At 52.6% G+C, this 24,114-nt stretch carries 24 protein-coding genes; 16 read left to right on the top strand and 8 right to left on the bottom strand.

All coding sequences use genetic code 11. The features are described 5' to 3' along the window. Nucleotides 1-31: 31 nt before the first annotated feature. Both B4C79_RS10300 and lpxC read left to right on the top strand, forming a co-directional pair. Complete coding sequence (locus B4C79_RS10300) at nucleotides 32-535, top strand: peroxiredoxin (RefSeq protein ID WP_105027276.1); 504 nt, start codon at nucleotides 32-34, stop codon at nucleotides 533-535. Between the two features lie 146 nt (nucleotides 536-681). Then, nucleotides 682-1,602 carry a UDP-3-O-acyl-N-acetylglucosamine deacetylase gene (lpxC, locus tag B4C79_RS10295; RefSeq protein ID WP_171100592.1) on the top strand — a complete coding sequence of 307 codons (921 nt, stop codon included), beginning with the start codon at nucleotides 682-684 and terminating at the stop codon, nucleotides 1,600-1,602. 65 nt (nucleotides 1,603-1,667) lie between these two features. On the opposite strand, the gene B4C79_RS10290 is transcribed toward lpxC, so the two are convergent. Next, a complete protein-coding gene (locus B4C79_RS10290) occupies nucleotides 1,668-2,087 on the bottom strand; it encodes a hypothetical protein (RefSeq protein ID WP_291739156.1) in 420 nt (139 codons plus the stop codon). A 211-nt stretch (nucleotides 2,088-2,298) separates the two neighbouring features. Here B4C79_RS10290 and B4C79_RS10285 point away from each other — a divergent pair, with 211 nt between their 5' ends. The 5 genes from B4C79_RS10285 (at nucleotide 2,299) to B4C79_RS10265 (ending at nucleotide 9,199) form a co-directional block, all read left to right on the top strand. Continuing rightward, a complete protein-coding gene (locus B4C79_RS10285) occupies nucleotides 2,299-3,165 on the top strand; it encodes a M23 family metallopeptidase (RefSeq protein WP_171100590.1) in 867 nt (288 codons plus the stop codon). A gap of 100 nt (nucleotides 3,166-3,265) precedes the next feature. Beyond that, nucleotides 3,266-6,025, top strand: a complete 2,760-nt coding sequence (gene secA / locus B4C79_RS10280) for a preprotein translocase subunit SecA (RefSeq protein ID WP_291739155.1) — start codon at nucleotides 3,266-3,268, stop codon at nucleotides 6,023-6,025. Between the two features lie 49 nt (nucleotides 6,026-6,074). Beyond that, on the top strand, nucleotides 6,075-7,304 hold the full coding sequence (gene argJ, locus B4C79_RS10275) for a bifunctional glutamate N-acetyltransferase/amino-acid acetyltransferase ArgJ (protein WP_291739154.1): 1,230 nt from the start codon (nucleotides 6,075-6,077) through the stop codon (nucleotides 7,302-7,304). Between the two features lie 12 nt (nucleotides 7,305-7,316). Then, complete coding sequence (locus B4C79_RS10270; RefSeq protein WP_105027271.1) at nucleotides 7,317-8,183, top strand: ATP-binding protein; 867 nt, start codon at nucleotides 7,317-7,319, stop codon at nucleotides 8,181-8,183. A gap of 5 nt (nucleotides 8,184-8,188) precedes the next feature. Next, nucleotides 8,189-9,199 (top strand): Nudix family hydrolase, encoded by a 1,011-nt coding sequence (locus B4C79_RS10265; protein ID WP_291751174.1) that lies wholly within the window; start codon nucleotides 8,189-8,191, stop codon nucleotides 9,197-9,199. Here B4C79_RS10265 and zapD read toward each other — a convergent pair. The 6 genes from zapD to B4C79_RS10235 form a co-directional block, all read right to left on the bottom strand. Next, entirely contained in the window at nucleotides 9,174-9,935 is a 762-nt protein-coding gene (zapD, locus tag B4C79_RS10260; RefSeq protein ID WP_414673444.1) for a cell division protein ZapD, read from the bottom strand. The genes B4C79_RS10265 and zapD overlap by 26 nt on opposite strands. 120 nt (nucleotides 9,936-10,055) lie before the next feature. After that, complete coding sequence (coaE, locus tag B4C79_RS10255) at nucleotides 10,056-10,682, bottom strand: dephospho-CoA kinase (RefSeq protein WP_291741597.1); 627 nt, start codon at nucleotides 10,680-10,682, stop codon at nucleotides 10,056-10,058. Between the two features lie 7 nt (nucleotides 10,683-10,689). Then, complete coding sequence (locus B4C79_RS10250) at nucleotides 10,690-11,529, bottom strand: prepilin peptidase (protein ID WP_291741595.1); 840 nt, start codon at nucleotides 11,527-11,529, stop codon at nucleotides 10,690-10,692. Beyond that, the gene (locus B4C79_RS10245; RefSeq protein WP_291741593.1) at nucleotides 11,526-12,764 is read right to left on the bottom strand and encodes a type II secretion system F family protein; all 1,239 of its coding nucleotides are present in this window, start codon (nucleotides 12,762-12,764) and stop codon (nucleotides 11,526-11,528) included. The genes B4C79_RS10250 and B4C79_RS10245 overlap by 4 nt, the downstream gene beginning before the upstream one ends. A 20-nt stretch (nucleotides 12,765-12,784) precedes the next feature. Further along, entirely contained in the window at nucleotides 12,785-14,482 is a 1,698-nt protein-coding gene (gene pilB / locus B4C79_RS10240; RefSeq protein ID WP_291741590.1) for a type IV-A pilus assembly ATPase PilB, read from the bottom strand. Between the two features lie 110 nt (nucleotides 14,483-14,592). After that, entirely contained in the window at nucleotides 14,593-15,585 is a 993-nt protein-coding gene (locus tag B4C79_RS10235) for a polyprenyl synthetase family protein (protein ID WP_291751171.1), read from the bottom strand. A gap of 191 nt (nucleotides 15,586-15,776) precedes the next feature. Here B4C79_RS10235 and rplU point away from each other — a divergent pair, with 191 nt between their 5' ends. The 7 genes from rplU to B4C79_RS10200 all read left to right on the top strand — a co-directional run bounded on the left by rplU (nucleotide 15,777) and on the right by B4C79_RS10200 (nucleotide 20,903). Next, complete coding sequence (gene rplU / locus B4C79_RS10230; RefSeq protein ID WP_105027264.1) at nucleotides 15,777-16,088, top strand: 50S ribosomal protein L21; 312 nt, start codon at nucleotides 15,777-15,779, stop codon at nucleotides 16,086-16,088. A 16-nt stretch (nucleotides 16,089-16,104) separates the two neighbouring features. Beyond that, a complete protein-coding gene (gene rpmA / locus B4C79_RS10225; protein ID WP_105027263.1) occupies nucleotides 16,105-16,365 on the top strand; it encodes a 50S ribosomal protein L27 in 261 nt (86 codons plus the stop codon). Nucleotides 16,366-16,510: 145 nt separating this feature from the next. Continuing rightward, on the top strand, nucleotides 16,511-17,626 hold the full coding sequence (gene cgtA, locus B4C79_RS10220) for an Obg family GTPase CgtA (protein ID WP_171100569.1): 1,116 nt from the start codon (nucleotides 16,511-16,513) through the stop codon (nucleotides 17,624-17,626). A gap of 5 nt (nucleotides 17,627-17,631) precedes the next feature. Then, the gene (gene proB / locus B4C79_RS10215) at nucleotides 17,632-18,753 is read left to right on the top strand and encodes a glutamate 5-kinase (RefSeq protein ID WP_105027262.1); all 1,122 of its coding nucleotides are present in this window, start codon (nucleotides 17,632-17,634) and stop codon (nucleotides 18,751-18,753) included. 19 nt (nucleotides 18,754-18,772) lie between these two features. Beyond that, nucleotides 18,773-19,630, top strand: a complete 858-nt coding sequence (locus B4C79_RS10210; RefSeq protein WP_291739881.1) for an alpha/beta fold hydrolase — start codon at nucleotides 18,773-18,775, stop codon at nucleotides 19,628-19,630. Nucleotides 19,631-19,713: 83 nt separating this feature from the next. Continuing rightward, a complete protein-coding gene (locus tag B4C79_RS10205) occupies nucleotides 19,714-20,274 on the top strand; it encodes a pesticin C-terminus-like muramidase (protein WP_291739883.1) in 561 nt (186 codons plus the stop codon). Next, on the top strand, nucleotides 20,271-20,903 hold the full coding sequence (locus tag B4C79_RS10200) for a hypothetical protein (protein WP_291751169.1): 633 nt from the start codon (nucleotides 20,271-20,273) through the stop codon (nucleotides 20,901-20,903). Before B4C79_RS10205 ends, B4C79_RS10200 begins: the two co-directional genes overlap by 4 nt. Before the next feature lie 30 nt (nucleotides 20,904-20,933). On the opposite strand, the gene B4C79_RS10195 is transcribed toward B4C79_RS10200, so the two are convergent. After that, entirely contained in the window at nucleotides 20,934-21,494 is a 561-nt protein-coding gene (locus B4C79_RS10195; RefSeq protein WP_008250450.1) for an RNA pyrophosphohydrolase, read from the bottom strand. Nucleotides 21,495-21,634: 140 nt separating this feature from the next. On the opposite strand from B4C79_RS10195, the gene B4C79_RS10190 reads away from it, so the two are divergent. Beyond that, nucleotides 21,635-23,395 (top strand): proline--tRNA ligase, encoded by a 1,761-nt coding sequence (locus tag B4C79_RS10190; protein ID WP_105027258.1) that lies wholly within the window; start codon nucleotides 21,635-21,637, stop codon nucleotides 23,393-23,395. Continuing rightward, a complete protein-coding gene (locus tag B4C79_RS10185) occupies nucleotides 23,364-24,062 on the top strand; it encodes a transglycosylase SLT domain-containing protein (protein WP_291739886.1) in 699 nt (232 codons plus the stop codon). The genes B4C79_RS10190 and B4C79_RS10185 overlap by 32 nt, the downstream gene beginning before the upstream one ends. Nucleotides 24,063-24,114 lie beyond the last annotated feature (52 nt).

Here is a 24,114-nt window from a genome sequence, read left to right as displayed (position 1 = left end):
GTATTTTTGAGGTTTTAGGAGAAGTATAAAAATGACAATCAAGATCGGTGACAAGTTGCCAAACGCAACCGTGTTTGAGTTTTTTCATGAAGAAACTGAGGGTTGCTCTTTGGGGCCCAACAAATTTGAAGTGGAAAAAGAGCTGGCCGGTAAAACGGTTGCCATCCTGGCTTTGCCAGGGGCTTACACACCAACCTGCTCCGCAAAACACGTTCCAGGATTCATCGCACACTTCGATGCGTTTAAGGCCAAGGGTGTCGATGAAATTTGGTGTATTTCCGTGAATGACGCATTCGTGATGGGCATGTGGGGCAAGTCCTTGGGCGCAGAGGGCAAGGTGCGTATGCTGGCGGACGGTTCTGCCGAGTTCACCAAGAAAATTGGCATGGAACTGGACCTGACATCTCGTGGTATGGGCGTTCGTTCCAACCGCTATTCGATGCTGGTCAAAGACGGTGTGGTAACCCAGTTCAATGTGGAAGCACCCGGTGTTTTCGAGAACAGCACCGCCGAAAAGCTGTTGTCCCAAATTTAAAAAATAACCGAGAAAACAGGGTAATTCGTGCAATTTTGCGACACTTTTACCCTTTTTTAACCCTAATTGGAGTTTGACCTCCATAAAAAATCTTGGGTTGAACTGACCGGATGGTTACACTTCGGTGACAATTCAAGGAAAGTTGTGTGAAACAAAGAACCCTAAAACAAGTGTTGAGTGCCACGGGCATCGGCTTGCATTCCGGCAAGCGGGTGACCATGACACTGCGACCCGCGCCTCCTGACACAGGTATTGTGTTCAGGCGCGTCGACCTGCCTGAGCCGGTCGATTTTCCCGTGAATGCCTTGGCCATTGGCGACACGCGCATGGCGTCCACGCTCGAGAAAGATGGTGCCAAGGTTTCCACGATCGAACACCTGATGTCTGCTTTGTGCGGGTTGGGCGTCGATAACGCTTACATTGATTTGACCGCAGTAGAAGTTCCCATCATGGATGGCAGCGCCATCTCATTCGTGTTTCTCATTCAGCAGGCGGGCTTGGTTGAACAATCTGCGCTGAAGAAATTCATTCGGGTTAAAAAGCCGATTGAGGTTCGGGAAGGTGAGGGCGCCAGCCTGAAATACGCCAGTTTGAAGCCATACGATGGCTTCCGCTTGAAGTTTGAGATTGATTTCGGTCACCCGGCGATTGACAAGACCGGGCAAATGGTCGAGATCGACTTCTCCAGCACATCTTTTACCCGAGACATTGCCCGTGCTCGCACCTTTGGTTTCACTCAAGACGTAGAAACCTTGCGCAATTTAGGCTTGGCGCTGGGTGGCAATCTCGACAACGCGATTGTGATGGATGAGTATCGAATCCTGAATTCAGATGGTCTGCGTTACGACGATGAGTTTGTGAAACATAAGGTACTGGACGCGATCGGCGACCTGTACGTGATTGGCCACCCGATTATTGGTGAATACCAAGCCTATCGTTCCGGTCACGGTTTGAACAATCAGTTGATTCGGGCCTTGATTCAAGATGCTTCAGCCTTCGAGGTGGTGACTTTCGAAAGTGTCAGGGAAACACCTACTGTATTCAGAGCAGATTGGGCAGTTGCCTAAGGGGACAATTGTAAAATAATATTAAACACAACAAAATCTTGTAGTTTTCGGATACATTCTAGAAACTACTTGAATTTGTGGTGTTTATTCAGGGCTTGGGTAGCCTCCTTCAATGGTGAATCCCCCAGCCGGTTTTCAAGGTCTAGCCACGCTTTTCGGGCGGCATCCGAGAAAACAGCCCTTTTTGGGCGACGCTCCAACTGCTTCGATGTCAACGGGTTGGTTTGTATTTGTAGCTGAATTTCGTTTATATTCATGCCCGAACCCTGCAGATGTTGAATCAGGCTGGGTAAGGATTGCCTCAGGCGCGTCAGCGCCGCCGGGGTCGACACGAAAATTTTTAGTTTGTCTTTTTTGATTGGTCCAACACTAAAGGTCACGCCTCGAAGCGATGGCCAAGTGTGAATAATCTTCTCAAGCCGACGTGATTGCGCCGCTTGAGTGATTAATGAGCTGGTTTGTGGTTCCTGCATCAGGCTTGCCAAGGGAGATAATGCGGAATGCTTTGGTTTCACCGGGTGTTCTCACTAAAACCCGTTAAAAACGGGTGAATTCGGTTCGCTACGCGGATTGAGGAGGTTATACATGCAGTTAATTCTTATGCGGGGTCCTTTTTCTCGCACCAGTGTACTCAGTATAAAGACCAGCCACGTTGCTTTGTTGCTTGTTTTGCTGGTTATGTTGGCGGGGTCTTTCATGGCAGCCGGCCTCTACTTGGCTGCGCGTTATGGTGAGAAGATTCCGGTCGTTCAAGATATTGTTTATTCACAACAATTGGCCAAGCACCACGATGTGGCTGAAACCGGAAGCCCCTTGGACGCCATGGCCATTCGGCTGGCCGAGATGCGTGCGCAGCTGGCCCGTCTGGATGCGGTGAGTGTGCGTTTGTTGAAATCCAACGGGCTTGACACCAAAGTAACCCTGACAGAGCAACTGGGCCAAGGTGGTTTACAACAAAAAGACGAAAAATCGCTGAATTACAGGGAAGTCAAAACGGCCATTTCCGATGTGGCCAGTCAAATCGAACGACAGGCTGATGTATTCAGCATCATCGACACCGACCTTCAAAGCGCCCGAGTCAAGTTTCTCAGTGTTCCCAACGAATCTCCCCTTCTAGACACTATCGCAGTCAGCAATTTCGGTAACCGAATTGACCCATTTACCGGCCGTCGTTCTGTTCACGAGGGTATTGACTTCATTGCCCCCACAGGCACGCCCATTTTGGCGGCCGCGGCAGGTGTAGTTGTGGAGGCCAAGTGGCACCCAGGCTACGGCAACATGGTCGAAATTGAGCACAACAACAAAACCACCACGCGGTATGCTCACGCATCCAAGCTGCTGGTTAAACCCGGCGACATTGTGCGGCTTGGTCAAAAAATTGCCCTGGTGGGCAGCACCGGCCGCTCAACGGGCCCGCACCTGCACTTTGAAGTGCGCGTAGACGGTGTGCCACAAAACCCCAATAAGTTTCTGGAAAAGAACGGTCTTCCCCGTCCTGGCCCTTCAACTGTGGCCGCCTTAAACGGCTTATTCTCGGAAAGCGCTACTGTCCCGCTGGACTAGACTTCGCGTGCTAAACTTCTAGGCTGTTTTTGGAATCGACCGGACCCAAAACCCGGTCGATTGACTTTCAGGCCCCTCAAGGGTCGAACCAGCCGACATTATGATCACAGACACTCTGAAAAAGCTTTTTGGCAGCCGCAATGAACGGTTGCTAAAGACCTACCGTAAAACCGTCAACCAAATCAACGCCCTCGAGCCGACCGTTCAGGCCTTGAGCGATGACGCTTTGCGTGCGAAAACTGCCGAATTCAAAGAGCGCCTGGCCAAAGGTGACTCGCTGGACAGCTTGCTGCCCGAGGCCTTTGCCGTGGTTCGAGAGGCCAGCGTGCGGGTGTTTGGCATGCGGCACTTTGATGTGCAGCTGATCGGCGGTATGGCCCTGCATCAGGGCAAAATTTCAGAAATGCGCACCGGTGAAGGTAAAACGCTGGTGGCCACCTTGCCCGCCTACTTGAATGCACTGGAAGGAAAAGGCGTTCATGTGATTACCGTGAACGACTACCTGGCTTCTCGCGATGCTGCCTGGATGGGCAAGCTCTACAGCTTTCTGGGTCTGACTGTGGGTTGTAACCTGTCCCGCATGCCACACGACCAGAAGCAGGCTGCGTATGCGTCTGATATCACCTACGGCACCAACAATGAATTCGGTTTTGACTACCTGCGCGACAACATGGTGTACAGCGTGGGCGAGCGTGTTCAGCGTGGTCTGAATTACGCGATCGTCGACGAGGTGGATTCGATTTTGATCGACGAGGCGCGCACGCCCTTGATCATCTCCGGTCAGGCTGACGATCACACTGAAATGTATCGCAAACTGGACAGCCTGCCCAAGCAGCTGGTTCGAATGCAAAGCGAGCAAAAGCCCGGCGAGGAAGAGGTGCCCGGCGACTTTTACGTGGACGAGAAGGGCCACCAAATCCAGATGAGTGAAGCCGGCCATGAAAAAGCCGAACAGATCCTCAGCCAAATGGGATTGCTGCCGGAAGGCGCCAGTCTCTATGATGCAGCCAATATTTCCCTGATGCACCATGTGATGGCCGCCTTGCGCGCCCACAATCTGTTTCACAAAGACCAGCACTATGTGGTTCAAAACGGTGAAGTGATCATCGTGGACGAATTCACGGGCCGCCTGATGCCAGGCCGCCGCTGGTCTGATGGCTTGCACCAGGCGGTGGAAGCCAAGGAAGGTGTTCGCATTCAGGCCGAGAATCAAACACTGGCCTCCATCACCTTCCAGAATTATTTCAGGATGTACAAGAAGCTGTCGGGCATGACCGGTACAGCCGACACGGAAGCTTTTGAATTCCAGTCCATTTATGGTCTGGAAACCGTGATTATCCCAACGCATCGACCAATTCAGCGTAAAGATGCACAGGATAAAATTTACAAAAGCGCGCGTGAGAAATACAACGCCATTCTTGAAGACATCAAAGACTGTTACGAGCGTGGCCAACCTGTGCTGGTGGGTACCACCTCGATCGAGAATTCCGAATTAATCGCCAGTTTCCTTGAAAAAGAGAAGCTGCCTCACAATGTGCTCAACGCCAAGCAGCACGAGCGAGAGGCTGAGATTGTGGCCCAGGCCGGGCGCCCGAAAGCCATTACCATTGCGACCAATATGGCAGGCCGGGGAACCGACATTGTGTTGGGTGGCAACCTGGAGCGCGAGCTGGCCGGCATTGAAAACAATGCTGAAATTGATGAAGCAGCCAAGCCTGCCCTGATCGAGAAAGCGCGCGCAGAATGGAAGCTGCGCAATGAAGCGGTGCTGAATTCTGGCGGTTTGCACATCATTGGTTGCGAGCGCCATGAAAGCCGGCGTATCGACAACCAGCTGCGTGGCCGCGCCGGTCGTCAGGGTGATGCGGGTTCCTCGCGTTTTTACCTGTCGATGGAAGACCAATTGCTGCGCATTTTTGCAGGCGACCGCGTGCGCGCAATCATGGAGCGCTTGAAATTGCCTGAAGGCGAGGCCATTGAGGCAGGTATTGTGTCCCGCTCAATTGAGTCTGCCCAGCGCAAAGTGGAAGGTCGCAACTTCGACATTCGCAAGCAATTGCTGGAATACGATGACGTGTCCAACGAGCAGCGCAAAATCATTTACGCGCAGCGCAATGAAATTCTGGAATCGGCCGAAATTCGTGAAACCATTGGCAACTTGCGCCATGGCGCGCTGGAATCAGTGTTCCGTGAGTACATTCCTGAGGAATCCGTTGAAGAGCAATGGGACATGGAAGGTTTGGAAGCCGTATTGCGCAATGAGTACCAGCTTGAGGCCACTTTGCGCCAATGGCTGGAAGAGGATGCCAAAAGCTCGGACGAAGATTTCCTGAAGCGCATTCTTCAAATGGCCGACGAAATCTACGAAGCCAAGGTTCAATTGGTCGGTGTGGATTCCTTCGCCAAGTTTGAAAAAACATTGCTTTTGCAAAGCATTGACACCCACTGGCGTGAACACTTGGCCGCTCTGGATTATCTGCGCCAAGGCATTCACTTGCGTGGTTACGCCCAGAAAAACCCCAAACAGGAATACAAGCGCGAAGCCTTTGAGTTGTTTGGTGCCTTGCTGAACCGAGTGCGCGACGAGGTGGCCAAAGTCTTGTTAACGGTGCGAGTTCAATCTGCGGAGCAAGTGCAGCAAGCGGAGCAACAGCTGGAGCAAGAAGCTGCTGCGCATTTGGACAATATGCAGTACCAGCACCCGGATGCCAGTGGTGACGGGGACCAGTCTGCTGAAGCAGAGCGTTCCGCTGCGCCAGCCAACGTTCCTCGCCGCGTGAGTGAAAAGGTGGGTCGTAACGATCCTTGCCCCTGTGGTTCCGGCAAGAAGTACAAGCAGTGCCACGGAAAAATTTCCTGAAAATATTGAAATAGTCGCGCGAAACGCGCAAGCCGAGGAGTTGATTGCCATGCCTGTGAATTTGAATGTACCTGCTGCTGATTCCTTGTTTCCAGTCGCCGGTTTGGACATGGGTTATGCCATGGCCCAAATTCGCAAACCCAACCGAAAGGATGTCTTGGTGGTGCGTGTGGCAGAGGGCAGCAGTGTGGCGGGTGTGTTTACGAAAAACCGCTTTTGTGCCGCCCCGGTTCAGGTATGCCAAGCCCATTTGAAAGCAGGCAAGGGTATTCGTGCCCTGGTGGTGAACACCGGTTGCGCCAATGCGGGCACGGGCGAACGTGGTTTGTCTGATGCACGTGCAACCACGGCCAAAGTGGCCGAGTTGCTGGGTGTTCAGCCTGAGCAAGTGTTGGTGTTTTCAACTGGCGTCATTCTTGAAAACCTGCCCATGGATCGCCTGTTGTTGGGCATTGATCAGGCGGTTGCAGGTTTGGGCAAAGCCGATTGGCTGGATGCCGCCACCTCAATCATGACCACCGACACCTTGCCCAAAGCCAGCAGCCGCAAGCTGAAAGTGGGTGCAGGTGAAATTGCAATCACAGGGGTTTCAAAGGGTGCAGGCATGATTCGCCCCAATATGGCCACCATGCTGGGTTACCTGGCCACCGATGCAGCCATTGCACAGCCTGTGTTGGAAAAGTGGACTACAGCCATGGCGGATGCCTCATTCAATCGAATCACCATTGATGGCGATACATCGACGAATGACAGCTTTGTGGTGATTGCCACAGGCAAAAGCAAGGCTGTGAATATTCAAACCGGCAATGAGCCAGAAGCTGCAGCCGTATTCGAGGCACTGAAGGCCGAGTCGATCAAGCTGGCCCAGGCAATTGTTCGCGATGGCGAGGGTGCCACCAAATTCATCACTGTGAAAGTTGAGCAGGCCGGCAGTGAAGAAGAGGCGCTGAAAGTGGCTTACGCCATTGGCCATTCTCCTTTGGTGAAAACTGCGTTTTTCGCGTCAGACCCCAACCTGGGCCGTATTTTGGCGGCTGTGGGTTATGCCGGCATTGATGACCTCGACCAAACCAAAATTCAACTGTATCTGGGCGATGTCTATGTGGCCCAAAATGGCGGCCGCCACCCCGATTATCGGGAAGAGCAAGGCCAGGCGGTCATGAACGATGCAGAAATTACCGTGCGCGTTCAATTGGGGCGTGGCAACGCCAGCACCACCGTGTGGACCACAGACTTTTCGCATGAGTACGTCACCATCAATGCGGACTACCGCAGTTAAAACGGCTGCGCGATGAGCACCCAACACAACGACACCAAAGCGATTCTCGAGCAGCTTGGCCGTATCGCCCAAGCCTTGGAGCAGGGGGTGATGAAAGCCCCCACGAACTGGAATGCCTCCACTGCGTTTCGCCTGCATCACAGGGCGGGCCAATTACGCCTTGAACCAGTAAAAACAGTCGAGTCACTGGATGCGGCTGTGCTGAAAAACATTGGCCCCCAACTTGAGAAGGTGGACCAGAACACCCACCAGTTCGTGAAAGGTTTGCCCGCCAACAACGTGTTGCTCACAGGTGCGCGTGGCACCGGCAAGTCAAGCTTGGTGCGTGCCATGTTGAGCCGCTACGCGCCCCAGGGTTTGCGCCTGATCGAGGTTGACAAAACAGACCTGCTGTTTTTGCAAGACGTGGTTGACCTGGTCAACGGCAGACCTGAACGTTTTGTTGTGTTTTGTGACGATCTGTCTTTTGAGGAAGGCGAGGCTGGCTACAAGGCATTGAAAAGTGTATTGGATGGCTCTATTGCGGGCACATCGGACAACGTGTTGATTTACGCCACATCAAACCGCCGCCATTTGCTGCCGCAAATGATGAAAGACAACCTTCAAACCCAGCACATGGACAATGGCGAAATTCGTCCCGCCGAAGGCATTGAAGAAAAGGTATCGCTGTCAGACCGATTCGGTGTGTGGGTATCTTTTCATGCATTCAATCAGGATGAGTACCTGGCCGCTGTGCAGGTGTGGCTGGAGCATTTCAACATGCCTTATACCGACGAGGCTCGCCACATCGCACTTCGATGGACCATTGAGCGCGGTAGCCGCAGTGGCCGCCTGGCCTATCAGTTTGCCAAGCATTGGGCCGGCTCAAAAGGTTTATAAGCTGAGTGACAACTTACCCTGTAAAACCCCGAATTGATGTGGCAGTGGCTGTGGTGTTCAATGCCGGCGGCCAGGTGCTGTGGGGTTGTCGGCCAGAAGGTAAACCTTATGCCGGTTACTGGGAGTTTCCAGGTGGCAAGGTAGAGCCAGACGAAACAGTTTGGCAGGCCTTGGTGCGTGAACTGAAAGAAGAACTCGACATCACTGCCCTTGAAGGTGGCCCGTGGTTCCGCATTGAACACGACTACGAGCATGCCAACGTGCGTTTGCACCTTTACCGTGTGTGGCGTTTTGAAGGCAGCCCCAAGTCGCTGGAGAACCAGCGCTTCACATGGGCCAGCCTTGACAGCTCAGACCTGTCTCCTATTCTGCCTGCCACTGAACCCTTACTGCCCAAATTGGCTCAGCCTGTGGTGATGGCATTGAGTAATTACGAAGCAGGTTTTGAGGCTTGCGCCCGGCGACTTGAGATAGGCTTGAGCACAATCAAGACGCCAATTTACATCCAGTTCCGTGAAAAGAGCCTGAACGGCAATGACCTGATTCGGGCCTTTGAGCACTGTTATGGTTTGTGCCAGAAAACCGGTCAGGCCATGTTATTGAATTCAGACACCTGGCTAAACCTGCGCGAGTATCTGGACGCCTTGCCGTGTCCGTTGCATTTGACGCAAGCGCACTTGCTGTCGGGTCAGTTTCAGGAGTTGCAGTGCGCTGGTGCGTCTGTTCACGATGCCGACAGCCTCAAAATTGCTTTTGATCGTGGCTTGACTTATGCCGTGTTGGGTGCCGTAAAGCCAACTCCCTCGCATCCGGGGCAGTCGGGTTTGGGTTGGGAGAAGTTTCTTGAATCAGCGCAGGCTGCGCGTTTGCCTGTGTTCGCAATTGGCGGCCTTGCTGCCGACGACATTCGGGATGCCCATTTGCATGGTGCCCATGGAGTTGCCATGCTCAGCCAGTTTGGGCTTGGCCAGGTAACTTGCAAACACCAAGTTACAAATTACACAGCCGGATCTTGAATTCAAAGGCGTCAAGGTAAGGATTGTTTTTACTGATCCCGTTGGCGTTTGGAATGTTAAATCGAATCCACAACATGTATTTGTTGGCGCTGAATTCGGGAACCACTTCCAGATCACTGGGCAAATCTACCCGTAACAATTGAAATGTTTTGCCGCTCATTTGCTGGGTGTAGTTGCCTTGTTCGGCAATGACCACATTCATTTCGCCACTGTGGCGCAAAATTTTGAGTACCAGTTCAATGGCCTTGGCCAAAGGCCGCATGGGTTCAAACCAGGCCTCTATATCGGTACGGCGCGCTTGGGCTGATCGGGATTGCCAGCGGTGGTAGCCGGGCAAATCAAATTCACAGACACCGCCGGGAATGGTGCATCGGCTTCTGATAATCATCAAAAATTCATTGTCGCGCAGGTGGTAGCCCAAGCGACCGTTGCACTGGTTCAGTTGCGTGGCGGTGGAGTCAATGCTGGCAAGCGTGTCTTCGAGCATGTGCCGATCAACGCCCGGGTGACCGCGAAATTGAACCAGCGATGCGCGCTGTCGGTCGAGTTCCTGGAGTAAATCACTTTTTAGATCAGCTCTCGAACCGACTTCGATAATTTCGAACAGGGTTAGCAGGGCTGTGTGATGGTCCAGTCTATGGTCTTGCGACATGAAGAAGCCAAACTTGGCGAACAAATCTTCAAGGCGCAGCAGCGTACGAATTCTCTCGTTGAGTGGAAACTCGTATGTGGTGATTTGAGTGACCGGATTGGTGGTCTGTTGTTCGTCTGTAACTTGAGTCACCGAGCCATCGCATTTAAAAGAAACATCAGGTGTGATTGTGGCGCACCTGTGGTTTTCATGCAAATAGCAAGGTCATTTTTGCGCCTTTTTTATCAATTTTTGGTGCATAAAGTCGATTTTTTCAATCAGTTCAGCTAACTCACCATTGTTTTCGATCAACTGCGTTGCACCTGCCAATCGTGTCTCTCGCGTGGCCTGATTTTGTATCACCGCGCGTACTTGCGTTTCTGGCCAGCCGTTGCGTTGTATCACTCTTTGGATCTGCTGTTCTACCGGGCAGTCAACCACAACAATTTCATCCATCAGTTCGCCCCAGCCCCCCTTTTCAAACAACAAAGGCACAACCAGCACAAAGTAAAGTGGGGCTCCAGCGTCCAGTTGCTGCTGAACAAGCTGGCGAATTTTTGGATGAAGAATTTTCTCCAGCGCCAATCGTTGTTCAGGGTCTTTGAACACCAAAGCCCGCATGTGATCGCGGTTCATGCTTCCGTCCTGAAGCAAGACTTCACGGCCAAAAGTTCTTTGTATGTCGGGTATGGCGAGGCCCCCGGCCTTGGTCAGGCTGTGAGCAATTTCGTCGGTGTCTATCACCGTGGCACCCAGCGCCTGAAGCCGGTTGGATACTGCGGTTTTCCCAGATCCAATTCCGCCGGTCAGGCCCACCACCAACTGCTTGGGTTTGTTCAAGGCGATGTGCATGGCTTGCTTAAATCCACTTGGTCAGGTCGAAGCCGGCCATCCACGCCAGTGCGCCAATGACCAGGCACGGGCCAAAGGGAAAGGCATCGGTTTTCTTCTTTCCGCGAATGGTTTGAATTATCAGGCCAAACACCACACCCGACACGGAGGCAAACAAGACCACGCTGAACAAGGAGGTCACACCCAGCCAGGCGCCAATTGCGGCAAGCAGTTTAAAATCGCCATACCCCATGCCTTCCTTGCCTGTGGCCAGTTTGAAAAGCTGGTAAATCAGCCACAGCACCACGTAACCCATGGCTGCACCGGACACGGCACTGGCCAGCGGCACAAACTCGGCAAACAGGTTAAACAGCAAACCGGCCCACAACAGGGGAAGAGTAATGCTGTCGGGCAGCAGGTAGGTGTCAAGGTCAATGAGGGCAAGCGCCAACAAGCTGGCGGCAAATACCATCAAAGCCAGGGCCACAATACCAGGCGGGTGAAGCAGGGCGATGGCCAGAAAAAGCCCCCCACACAACAGTTCTACCACCGGGTAGCGCAAGGAGATTTGACTTGAACAGTGACCACATTTGCCACGCAGAAGCAGGTAAGAGATCACTGGAATGTTGTGCCAGGCTTTCAGTGGCGTTTTGCATGACGGGCAATGGGACACCGGTAAAAACAGGTTAAAGCGCGGAAATTCCTCGGGTTCACGGCCCTGGGCTTCGGCCAGGTCGGCATCCCAAGCGCGTTGCATCATGATAGGCAACCTGTGGGCCACCACATTCAGCAGAGACCCCACACAAAGCCCCAGAAGCACGCTCAACACAAACCATTGGGCGGGAACCATACCATTCAGCGCGATCAAACAATGTCTCCCATATTGAAGATTGGCATGTACATGCCCACAATCAGCACGCCCACCAGTATGCCAATAATGCACATGATCATGGGCTCCATGACGGTGGACAGTGTATCCACTTTGTCGTCCAGATTGGTTTCGAATTGGTTGGCCAGTCGTTCCAGCATGGAGTCCATTCGGCCCGACTCCTCTCCGATCCGGATCATCTGGACGGATTCCGGCGGAAAAAGCCGGCTGTTTTCCATGCTGTCGGACACTCTGCCACCCGAGGCGACGGCTTGCCGTATTTCAAGCGTGGCATCTTGAAAGCTTCGAATTTGGGACACGCTGGCCACAGATTCCAGAGCGGAGGTGATGGGCACCCCGGATGCACTCAATGTTGAAAAGGTGCGTGTCCAACGGGCATGAACAGCTGTTTTCATCAGGTCGCCGATCAATGGCAAGCGTAACAGCAGTATGTCCATTGAGTTCTTGAATTTTTGATTTCGACGGTACATCTGAAACAGGCTGTAAACGCCCAAGCCCACTGCAGCCAGCAGAATCAATCCATATTCCTGAAGAAAGTCGGAGGCTTTCAGCAACAGGGTGGTGAGCAAAGGCAGTTCGGCCTTGAACTGCGAATAAATAGACTTGAACGATGGCAATACAAACAACAACATGCCCACGGTGACCGCAATCGCAACAAGCACCACAATACTTGGGTAAATCATGGCCTTGCGAACTTTTTGCCGAATCCGCAACGTTTTTTCAATGTGTGTGGCCAGTCGCCCAAGTGCTGCGTCCAACTCCCCCGCATTTTCGCCAGCAGCCAGAGTGTTGCAAAACAGGTTGTCGAAACATCGAGGGTGTTTACGCATGGCATCGCTGAGTTTCAAGCCGCTTTCCACATCTGCACGAATGGCTCTGACCACGGTTTGAATGGCCCTTTTGGATTTGCTGGTCATGCCACCTGCGATCAAGCCGAGGCTTTGCCCAAGCGGTACACCAGACTGGATCATGACCGCAAGTTGCCTGACAAATGAGGCCACCAGAACCAGTGGAATTTTGCTTCCGCTGTAAGGTTTCGCTTTTCGCAGTGAGCTGGCCTTGACGCCTTGGCGGCTAAGTTGGTAGCGGGCATGGTCGATTGACCTGGCCCGGATTTCGCCGGACCGTGCCTTTTGTGCCTTGCCTTTGGGTTTTTCTGTCCACAGAAACAGCAGGTCCCCTGCAGGGGGTTTCTCTCTCAGGTTTGCATTCATTGCGCGTGCTCACAAGCAGATTAATCGGCTTTTGTCGCGCCCAGAATTTCTTCAATGCTGGTGATTCCCAAGCGGATTTTGGCAACGCCCGATTCACTCATGCTGGCAATGCCCTCTTGGCGGGCAAGGCGTTCCAAGTCGAGCGCGGACGCACCCGAAATGATGAGTTCCTGCATGGCCTCGGACACGGGTAGCACTTCATAAATCCCGGTGCGACCTGAGTATCCTGTGCCATTGCAGGCCTCACAGCCCACCGCGCAGAAGGGTGTCCAATCCTCTTGGGGGACCTCTTTTAACAAGCCAGAGGTGGTCAATGCCTGAAGGCCAAGCGGATTGGGTGACTTGCAATTGCACAGCTTTCGCACCAGCCGTTGCGCGATAATGAGGCTGACCGAGGAGGAAATGTTGAATGTTTCAACGCCCATGTTTTTCAAGCGAATAATGGACGACACAGCGTCGTTGGTGTGCAAGGTAGACAGCACCTTATGGCCCGTTTGTGACGCCTTGATTGAAATGTCCGCTGTTTCAAGGTCACGGATTTCACCCACCATAATCACGTCAGGATCCTGACGCAGCAGGGCTCGAAGGGCTTTGGCAAAGGTCAGGCCGATCCGTTCGTTGATGTTGACCTGGTTGATGCCCGGCAAGTTGATTTCCGCAGGGTCCTCTACAGTGCTGATGTTAATTGAGTCGTTGTTCAGCATTTGGAGAAAGGTGTACAGCGACACCGTTTTGCCGCTGCCTGTGGGGCCGGTGACCAGGATCATGCCGTGTGGTTTTGCCAAGGCTTTTTCGACAGCCAGGCGTTGGGTGTTGTCAAACCCGAGTTGCTCAAGCTTCAGCAGTGATTTGCTGGAGTCAAGCAGTCGCATGACGATTTTTTCACCAAACAGGGTGGGCAGCGTGCTCACCCGGAAATCGATTTTGCGTTCGTCAGCCCCAAGGGTAAGTCGAATGCGGCCGTCTTGAGGTATCCGGGTTTCGGTGGTATTCAGGCGGCTCATGATCTTGATTCGAGCCGCGATCTTTGATTTTGCAGCCAGCGGCGGTTGCGAGGTTTCCTGAAGCACGCCGTCAATCCGGAATCGGACCCGATAGCTTTTTTCGTAGGGCTCGAAGTGAATGTCTGAGGCGCCTTTTTTCATGGCGTCGCTGAGCACACGTTGAACAAAACGCACAATCGGGGCGTCATCGACGTCTGGCGAGGTTTCTTCGTTGTTCGAGCTGTTTGCGTCCGACTCAACCTCAGTCAGCAGGCCCTCATCCATCCCCTGGGACGGATCATTCTTTTCGATCCGGCTGAGCAACTTGTCATATTCAACCACGACTGGCTCCACTTGCAACTGCGTACGAAACTTGAGTTGCTGAATGGTGCTCAGGTCAGTGGGGTCGGCCATGGCCACACTGAGCGAGCCGTGGCGGCGATTCAAAACAAAAGCCTCAAGTCCTTTTTCGGCCTGAATCAAATCTGCTTCAATGCCCTCGCGGGTATCGTCAAACTGGCTGAGGTCGAGTAAAGGGTAGCCAAAATGCTGCGCAACAGTACTGGCTAAAAGTTCGGCACTCACCAATCCGTTGTTCACAATCCACTCAGCCACTGAACGGCCCTGGGCTTCCTCTGCGGTCAATTGCTCTAATTGAGCATTGTCCATAATTCCTTTGGCGGTCAGCGCCCGCACAAGCCCCGAGCTTTTGACAATTGCACTACTGATGCTCATAGATCAAAGTCCTTGAAAGTGAACGGTTTGGATCAACAACTACATTGTCCAACTATGCGTATTCAGTGTGTACTTATCAATCACCTAGGCGGATGTTTTTTCCACATGGATCAGGTGTCGCGATTCACCGCAACATCGCACAACATCGTCAATGCTTCAGTGTATGGGTTGCCCGGCAGTTTTCCCAAGCGGACTTTGGCTGATTGTGCCAGTGCATGGGCCTTGTCTCGGGTGTAGGCCAGCGAGCCTGTGTGTTCCATGCTGGCCAAGATGGCGCTGACGTCTTGGGTGCCACCGTTGGCAATTGCCTTCCGTATTTGGGCTTGCACTTGCGGTTCTGCGTGTTGCATGGCATGAATCAGGGGCAGGGTGGGTTTGCCTTCGCGAAGGTCGTCACCCACGTTTTTACCCAAGGCGGCGCTTTCCCCGGCATAGTCCAGCACATCGTCAATCAGTTGAAAAGCGCTTCCTACTTCTGCGCCAAATCGCCCCAGGTTGGCGACCGCCTCCTTGCTTTGACCGGTCACAATGCCCGCCAGGCGGCACGAGGCCTCAAACAGCTTCGCAGTTTTGAAGTCGATGACTTGCATGTATCGAGCTTCCGTGACATCGGGGTCTTTGCAGTTCAACAATTGCAATACTTCGCCTTCAGCGATGGTGTTGGTGGCTTCCGACAGCACGTCCATGACGTCCATCAAGCCAATTTTTACCATCATCTGAAACGAGCGGGAGTACAGGAAGTCGCCCACCAGCACCGCAGCAGAATTTCCGTACTCGGCATTGGCAGTCAGGCGCCCTCGGCGCATGTCCGATTCATCGACCACATCGTCGTGCAGCAGTGTGGCTGTGTGAATAAATTCAACAATCGCTGCCAATTCAATGGCTTGCTGCATTTGTTGCGGGTTTGCACCCAGTGCCCGGGCTGTCAAAATGACCAATGCGGGGCGCAGGCGTTTTCCACCTGCGTTGATGATGTAATCGCTGATCTGGTTGATCAGGCTGACCTCGGAGTGCAGACTGGTTCGAATAACCTGATCAAGTTGCTGCATGTCGGCCGCGATGGGGGACAACACACTTTTCACACTGGGCGCTGGGCTGGGCATGGGTTCACTGCATGTCTGGATGATTTATGTTGCGCTTATTGTACTTGACGGTGTTTGCCAAAAGCCGCGTTTCGTGAGCAGAATGAACGATGAATGATCACAAGGCTTTGACAACATTGCACTTTCCGAGCATAATTGCGGGCTATCCGAATTTTTTCGGGTTTATATCATTGAAAGTTTAGAGGTCAACTATGTACGCGGTCATAAAAACCGGTGGTAAACAATACAAGGTTATCGCTGGTGAAAAACTTAAAGTAGAACAGATACCTGCTGACATTGGCCAAGAAATCTCTCTGGACGAAGTGCTTGCCGTTGGTAGCGGTGACACCGTAAAAGTGGGTACTCCACTGGTTCAAGGGGCTTCGGTCAAGGCAGTTGTTTTGGCACACGGTCGTCACGACAAAGTGAAGATCTTCAAGATGCGTCGTCGCAAGCACTATCAAAAGCGTCAAGGCCATCGCCAGAACTTCACTCAAATCCAGATCCAAGCCATCAACGCTTGATAGAGGAGAATGACTCATGGCAAGTAAGAAAGGCGGCGGCTCTACGCGCAACGGACGTGACTCAGAAGCCAAGCGACTGGGTGTGAAGGTGTTTGGCGGTCAGGCAATCAATGCCGGCGGCATCATCATTCGCCAACGCGGTACACGTTTTCATGCTGGCGACAACGTCGGCATGGGCAAAGATCACACATTGTTTGCACTGACAGACGGTCAGGTGCAGTTCTCAGTGAAAGGCGCCTTGCGTCGCAAAACTGTGAGCGTGGTCAGCGAGGGTTAATCCTTCGTTTGCACCGCACACCGTGCTTGGTCCAATAGCCCTGCATTGCAGGGCTATTTTCGTTTTGGGCCAGGTGCATTCGTTTTTAAAGTAAATCGGCACAGCTGTCGGGCGCGGTCGTTAGGCGCAGTTATCAGGAACAAGCATGAAATTCATCGACGAAGCAACAATTGAGGTGTTCGCAGGCAAGGGCGGTAATGGCTCTGGCAGCTTTCGTCGCGAAAAATTCATTCCGAAAGGTGGGCCAGATGGCGGCGATGGCGGCAAGGGCGGTAGCGTGTTTGCCGAAGCCGACCGCAACCTGAATACCTTGATTGACTATCGCTTTTCAAAACAACACCGGGCCAAAGGCGGTGAAAATGGCCGTGGCTCCGATTGTTATGGCGCAGCCGGCCCTGACATTGTTTTGAAAATGCCGGTTGGCACCACCATTGTGAATGCTGAAACCGGCCTGGTTGTAGCTGACCTTACTGAGCATGGTCAGCAAGTGTTGATTGCCAAGGGCGGCGATGGCGGCTTGGGCAATATTCACTTCAAAAGCAGTGTGAACCGGGCACCACGCCAGTTTACCAAGGGCAAAGACGGTGAGTCCGCCCGTTACAAGCTTGAATTGAAGGTGCTGGCCGATGTGGGTTTGCTGGGCATGCCCAACGCTGGTAAATCGACCTTGATTGCCGCAGTGTCAAATGCTCGCCCGAAAATTGCAGACTACCCTTTTACCACCCTGCACCCTAACCTGGGTGTGGTGCGCATTGGGCATGCGCAAAGCTTCGTGATCGCCGATGTGCCAGGTTTGATCGAAGGTGCCGCCGAAGGTGCAGGCTTGGGCCACCAGTTTTTGAAGCATTTGAGCCGAACCCGTGTGCTGTTGCACCTTGTCGACTTGGCCCCTTTCGATGAAAACGTAGACCCAGTGTACGAGGCTGCGGCTATCGTGGAGGAATTGCGCAAATACGACGAAGACCTTTGGGCCAAGCCACGCTGGCTGGTGTTGAACAAAATCGACATGATTGCGGAAGAGGACAGGAAAGCGAAAATCGACGATTTTGTTACCCGCTACCGCGAGAAAACAGGTTGGCAGGGCCAGGTTCACCCCATTTCGAGTTTGACTGGTGAGAACACGGCGAACTTGATGCGTTCGGTGTACGAAAACCTCGTGCAGCAAATGCAGGTTGAGTTTCCGCCCGAGCCTGACGCTCGCTTTCGCGAAAGCACAGGTACACTCATCAATCCTCAAGAAACTGGCGACGATCAGGAGTAATTTCCGTGGCAGAGAAATCTCTGGCAAATCAACGTGTAGTAGTTAAAGTAGGCAGCTCCCTAGTCACCAAAGGTGGAAAGGGCGTGGACATGGAGTCCATACGCGCCTGGGCAGCGCAAATCGCTGAATTAACCAATCAGGGCTGCGAGGTGGTGCTGGTGTCCTCGGGCGCAATTGCCGAGGGCATGAAACGCTTGAAATGGGCCAAGCGCCCGCGCGAAATTCATGAGCTTCAAGCCGCTGCTGCGGTGGGGCAAATGGGTTTGGTTCACGCCTATGAAATAGGCTTTGCTGAACATGGCCTGGTGTGCGCGCAGGTGCTGCTAACCCATGCCGATCTGGCGGATCGCGAACGTTACCTGAATGCCCGTTCCACCCTGTATTCCTTGTTGGGCCACAAAGTGGTGCCCATCATCAATGAAAACGACACCGTGGTTACTGACGAAATTCGCTTTGGTGACAACGACACCTTGGGTGCCTTGGTCACCAACTTGGTGGAAGCGGACACCTTGGTTATTTTGACCGATCAAGTGGGCCTGTACAGCGCCGACCCCCGCAAAAACCCGGACGCCAAATTCATCCACGAAGAAACCGCGGGCAACCCAGAACTCGAAAAAATGGCAGGCGGTGCTGGCAGCAGTGTAGGCACTGGCGGAATGATCACGAAAATTCTGGCGGCCAAGCGCGCCGCACGAAGTGGTGCTGCAACAGTAATTGCCAGTGGGCACGAGCCCAATGTGCTCGTTCGCCTGATGAAGGGCGAAGCTGTAGGTACATACCTGAAAGCACCACTGGGTCGCCTGGCTGCGCGAAAGCAATGGATGGCCGACCATTTAAAATTGAAAGGCTCACTCTTGCTGGATGCGGGTGCCGCAGAGGCTTTGCGCAAGAAAAAGGGCAGCCTGCTTCCCATTGGTGTCACCGGTTGTCAAGGCAATTTTCAGCGTGGTGATGTAGTCGCCTGTTTAAGCCCTGAGGGCGACGAGGTGGCGCGTGGCCTGGTGAACTATGCAGCTGCTGAGGTCAAAAAAATTGCCAAGCAACCCACCAGCGCGATAGAGTCCATCCTTGGTTATCTGGATGAACCTGAGCTGATTCATCGCGACAACATGGTGGTATTGGCCTAACACGAATTGGAGTGAGCCTATGGAACTGTCGATGTGGAAAAACAGCGGGCAGTTATTTGAATGGAAAGGCCACTCCATATTTGTGCAAGACACAGCCGCCGCCAACAAACCTGTTCTGCTGCTCATTCATGGTTTTCCCACCGCCAGTTACGACTTCCATTTGCTATGGCCTGAACTGGCCGAAACTCATCGCCTGATTGCATTTGATATGCTGGGCTATGGCTATTCTGACAAGCCGCGCACCTGGCAGCATTCCATTTTTAATCAGGCCGACATTGCAGAAGCTTTGCTGAAAACCAAAGGGGTTGAGGAATGCTCGATGATTACGCATGACGTGGGTGACACGGTGGGGCAAGAGCTATTGGCCCGACATGCGGAGGGAAAGCTGAGTTTTCGCCTGCGGCGCGTGGTGATGCTCAACGGCGGGCTTTTTCCAGAAACACACCGCGCCATTCTGGTCCAAAAACTGCTGCTCAGTCCTCTGGGCTTTGTATTCACACGCTTCATGAAAAAGGAAAAGTTGGCGGCCAGCCTTCGCAGCGTATGCTCGGAAGGGCTGAGCGATGCCGACATTGATGCGGCGTGGACGTTGATGGCCCACAAAAAAGGAAACTTGTGCATGCACCTGCTGATTCAGTACATGCGTGAGAGGCGAGAAAACCGCGACCGTTGGGTGCAAGCCTTGCAGAAAGCCGACATGCCCTTTGCGCTGATCGACGGTGTCGAAGATCCCATTTCCGGCGAACACATGGTGCAGCGCTTCGAGGAACTGGTGCCTGGCAAACAAACCATTCGACTGGCTGGTTTGGGGCACTATCCGCATTTGGAAAATGCGCCACAGGTGTTGGCGGCATTGAGGCCGTTGATCGCCAATTAGCCTAACTATGATTACCTAAATGTAGCTGTTTTTGCTCTGTTTTTCGACTCCCGCTACTCTCCATTTTTTCAATGGAGATGGCGATGTCGTTTGAGGTTGATTATTCGTTTCTTTCTAAGTTGGAAGGAGGGTGCAGAACCGGTGGCTACATCCCCGATCTGGAAAAGAGCAAAAGCGGAGTAACCGTTGCCACAGGCTTTGATTTGGGCGCACGTAACGAGGATGATCTACGTCGACTTGGTATTCAGGGTTCTTTGTTTAAAAAGTTGGCGCCTTATCTTGGGCTGAAGAAGCATGATGCTGCAAAGAAACTCGAGAAAAGCCCGCTGAGTATTACTGCGACCGAATGTCTACAAATTGATCAAGTGGTTAAAACTCATTATTTAACGCAACTTGCTAGACGTTACAACAACGCAATCTCCAATAGTGCGACGAAATTCGAGGATCTAAAGCCTGAGTTTCAAACTGTCATCACCTCAGTATCTTTTCAACACGGGCTTGAACTGGTTCGATCCACACCTAAGTTTTGGGCTTCAGTTGTCGCCCAGGACTGGGAACTCGCAGTCAGAATTCTGCGCAACTTCCAGGATCAATACCCCACAAGAAGAAATAAAGAAGCGGACCTAATGGAGAAGGCACTTTGAGAAACTACCTGCTGGCTTTTTTGGTTGCGCTTGTTGGCTGCTCAAGTGCCGAATCCCCGCAAAACGATTATTTCTGGCTTGATCCAAATGTGCAGGTGAAAGTACAAAACTCATCCGAGGAGCTATTAATTCCTAGACCTCTGCTTGAATTGACCAATGGCAGTACCGTAAGCAACTGTGAACAATATTTCCGACATGAAGGTGGTGTTGCCGAGTCGGCAGCGAACTACGCTGCACGCTCGCATTATTTGATCTGCGATGCATTAAAGCTGGCTGAAACATGGCCGCCAAAGTCTGGCGGAAAGCTTCTTGATCAAGATCTGTCATTGTGTTCAAGCTTAAATTTGGCCAGTTTCAAGCATTCCCTTCGACCACGCATTGAAACAGAGAATGCTACGTTGACTCAGTTGTTCGGTGCAGAAGCGGTTGACGGCGTGAATACTTGCGCAGTCCAGGGAGAAGAGCGAAATTTCGTGCTGAACGCGGTTTTGCTTGTGAAGGAACCTGAAAAGCCAAAGAAGATGTGGGTGTGGGTGATCGACGAAATATTGGATGCCACCTATCGTTCTTACGAGGCTGTTTGGTTTGTTTTCGACGAGTCCAAAAGCATGTGGATTGCTACCCAATAAAAAAACGCGAACCAAGTGGTTCGCGTTTTTTTATGTCGACTCAGGTTTTTCTTGGGTTTCCTCAGTTTTAACGGCGGGTTCCCAGTGATCTCCCCTTGGCAGTCGCCTTGGGTCATTTCTGGAAAACAGCAGTTTGGCCAACTCTCCCAATGCTTGTTTGTACACTTCCCGTTTGAAATCAATTACGTTTTCAAGTGGAACCCAATACTCGTTCCAACGCCAGGCATCAAATTCGGGGTGTTCAGTGGCCCGCAGGCTGACATCACAATCCCTTCCAACCAATTTCAGCAAAAACCAGATTTGTTTCTGGCCTTTGTAGCTTCCCCGCCATTCCCGTCGAATCCAGTGATCAGGCACGGTGTACCGCAACCAATTCCTGGTTCTTCCTATAATTTCAACATGTTCTGGCAACAGGCCAACTTCTTCGTGGAGTTCCCGGTACATGGCTTGTTCAGGCGATTCGCCATGTTTAATCCCGCCCTGCGGAAATTGCCAGGAATGTTCACGAATTCGCTTACCCCAAAAGACCTGCTTTCGGGAATTGGTCAAAATAATGCCGACGTTGGGACGGTAGCCTTCTTTATCAAGCATACGCGCCCCGCAGATTTCTTTACAATTCAGAGTCATTATAAGCACGAGCTTGCGTTTGTACACCTAGGGTATCCGCGCTGCGAGCGGATAAAAGTACAATCGCTGTTCTAACCAATTCATTACTCACGAGTTTTTTGCAAATGCGCGCCACCCAGTTTTTTTTGAATACCCTGAAAGAAGCCCCTGCTGACGCTGAAGTGATCAGCCATCAACTGATGATGCGGGCTGGCATGATCAAGCGTTTGGCCGGTGGCATTTACACCTATATGCCCGTGGGGCTGCGCTCCATTCGCAAGGTAGAAAATATTGTTCGCGAAGAAATGAACCGCGCGGGTGCTCTTGAATTGCTAATGCCCGCTGTTCAACCCGCTGAGCTTTGGCAAGAAAGTGGCCGTTGGGAAAAGTATGGGCCCGAGCTGCTGCGTTTGAAGGACCGTCATGACCGTGATTTCGTGATTGGCCCTACACACGAAGAAGTGATTACCGATGTGGTACGCAAGGAAGTGAAGAGCTACCGCCAGTTGCCCTTGAACCTGTATCAGATTCAAACCAAGTTTCGCGATGAAATTCGCCCACGTTTTGGCGTGATGCGCGGCCGCGAATTCGTGATGAAAGACGCGTATTCATTCGACCGTACTCAAGAAGCTGCCCTGAAAACCTACGATGTCATGTACGACGCCTACCGCCGTATTTTTACCCGCTTGGGTTTGAACTTTCGCGCAGTGAATGCCGACACGGGTTCAATTGGCGGCAACCGCAGCCATGAGTTTCACGTGATTGCCGACACGGGCGAAGATGCAATTGCGTATTGTCCAAGTTCAGATTATGCCGCCAATGTGGAGCTGGCCGAAGCGGTTTGCACCGCGCAGCGCCCAGCCGCCAGCAAGGCCATCGACAAGGTGCACACTCCCGGTAATTCAACCTGTGAAGCCGTTGCAGCGCAGTTGGGTTTGCCTTTGACCGCAACGGTGAAGAGCGTGGTGTTTGCCAACGAGTGGCTGGATAAAAATGAAACCAAGCCTGCCAAGAAGGTACAAATTGTATTGGCACTGGTGCGCGGCGACCATGAAGTGAATGACATCAAGCTTGGCAAGCTGACCGGTGTACAAGAACTGCGCTTGGCCACAGAAGCTGAAATTGTTGCTGCGTTTGGTACCCAACCCGGTTATTTGGGTCCCGTTGGCTTGAAAGGCGAGGTGCGGGTTGTGGCTGATCGCAGTGTCGCCGCCATGGGTGATTTTGTGTGCGGTGCCAACGCCGCAGACTATCACTACGCAGGCGTGAATTGGGGCCGTGATTTGCCTGAGCCCGAGGTGGCTGATATTCGAAATGTGGTTGAGGGCGATCCCTCGCCGGATGGCAAAGGTGTACTGGCCATGTGCCGTGGTATTGAAGTGGGCCATGTGTTTTATTTGGGCACCAAATACTCTGAAGCCCTGCAAGCCAAGTTTCTGGATGAAAACGGCAAGCCCGCAGTGATCGAAATGGGTTGTTATGGCATTGGTGTTACCCGTATTTTGGGTGCAGCCATTGAGCAAAACTTTGACGACCGCGGCATTATTTGGCCATTGAGCATCGCGCCTTTTGAAGTGGTGTTGTGCCCAATTGGCTACAAGAAAAGCGAAGAAGTGAAGGCTCAGGCCGACAAGCTTTATCAGATGCTGAAAGACGCTGGCGTGGATGTGATGCTGGACGACCGCGATGAGCGGCCAGGTGTGATGTTCGCTGATTGGGAGTTGATCGGCGTGCCGCTGCGGGTTACCTTGGGCGACCGTGGCCTGAAAGAAGGCAAAGTGGAGTTTCAGTCTCGCGATGGCAAGGTTGAAAAACGCGATGTCGAAGTTGGGGAAATTTTTGAGCAGTTGCGTGTTGAACTTGCCAGCAGGCAAGTCAGTTTGTAATCCGTTTGCCCGGTTGGCCTGCAGTGCCCGCCGGGCGCTTGCGCTGGCCATGGCTGTATTGGCTGTCGCTGGTGTTGGTTCGCCAGTTTTTGCCAATCAGCAGTACGAACCCATGGCGGACCATGTTCGCCTGGCGCTTCGCACCGCCTTGAGTGCCCCAGCGGCACCACGTCCAATTTTTGATTCCGTCGGCCATCGAATTGACTGGATGGCCGAGATGTCGCGCCGCTTGGCCCGCCGTGTTCCCGATTTCACCGAGCGAACAGAACTCATCAAGATTATTCGCTATGAAGCGCAGCGAGTTGGCATTGACCCTCAAATTATTTTCGCCCTGATTGAAGTAGAGAGTAACTTTCGAGCCGATGCGGTTAGCCATGCCGGGGCCATTGGCTTGATGCAGGTGATGCCGTTTTGGACTGATGTGTTATCGAGGGGAAGTTCTCGTGAGTTGTTCGAACCGCGAGTGAATATTCGTTATGGCTGCCTTATTTTGCGGCATTACCTCGACATTGAAAAAGGCAATCTGGACCGGGCCTTGGGGCGTTACAACGGCAGCCTTGGAAAAATGACCTATCCCAACCTGGTGTATGACCGTTTGGATCGGAATTGGGGCTACAGCTATGTTGAACCTCCGAAGCCTGCGCCGCGCGTTGCGGGTGATTTTTGATCTGAACTTGAAGGGTCACCGCTGGCGTAACGCCCAATCGGCGGCGGTGTTT

The organism is Limnobacter sp. UBA7229, assembly GCF_002473065.1.
GTDB lineage: Bacteria > Pseudomonadota > Gammaproteobacteria > Burkholderiales > Burkholderiaceae_B > Limnobacter > Limnobacter profundi.
Note: the sequence above shows the minus strand (reverse complement) of the source record. Positions and strands in the feature narration are given on the sequence as shown.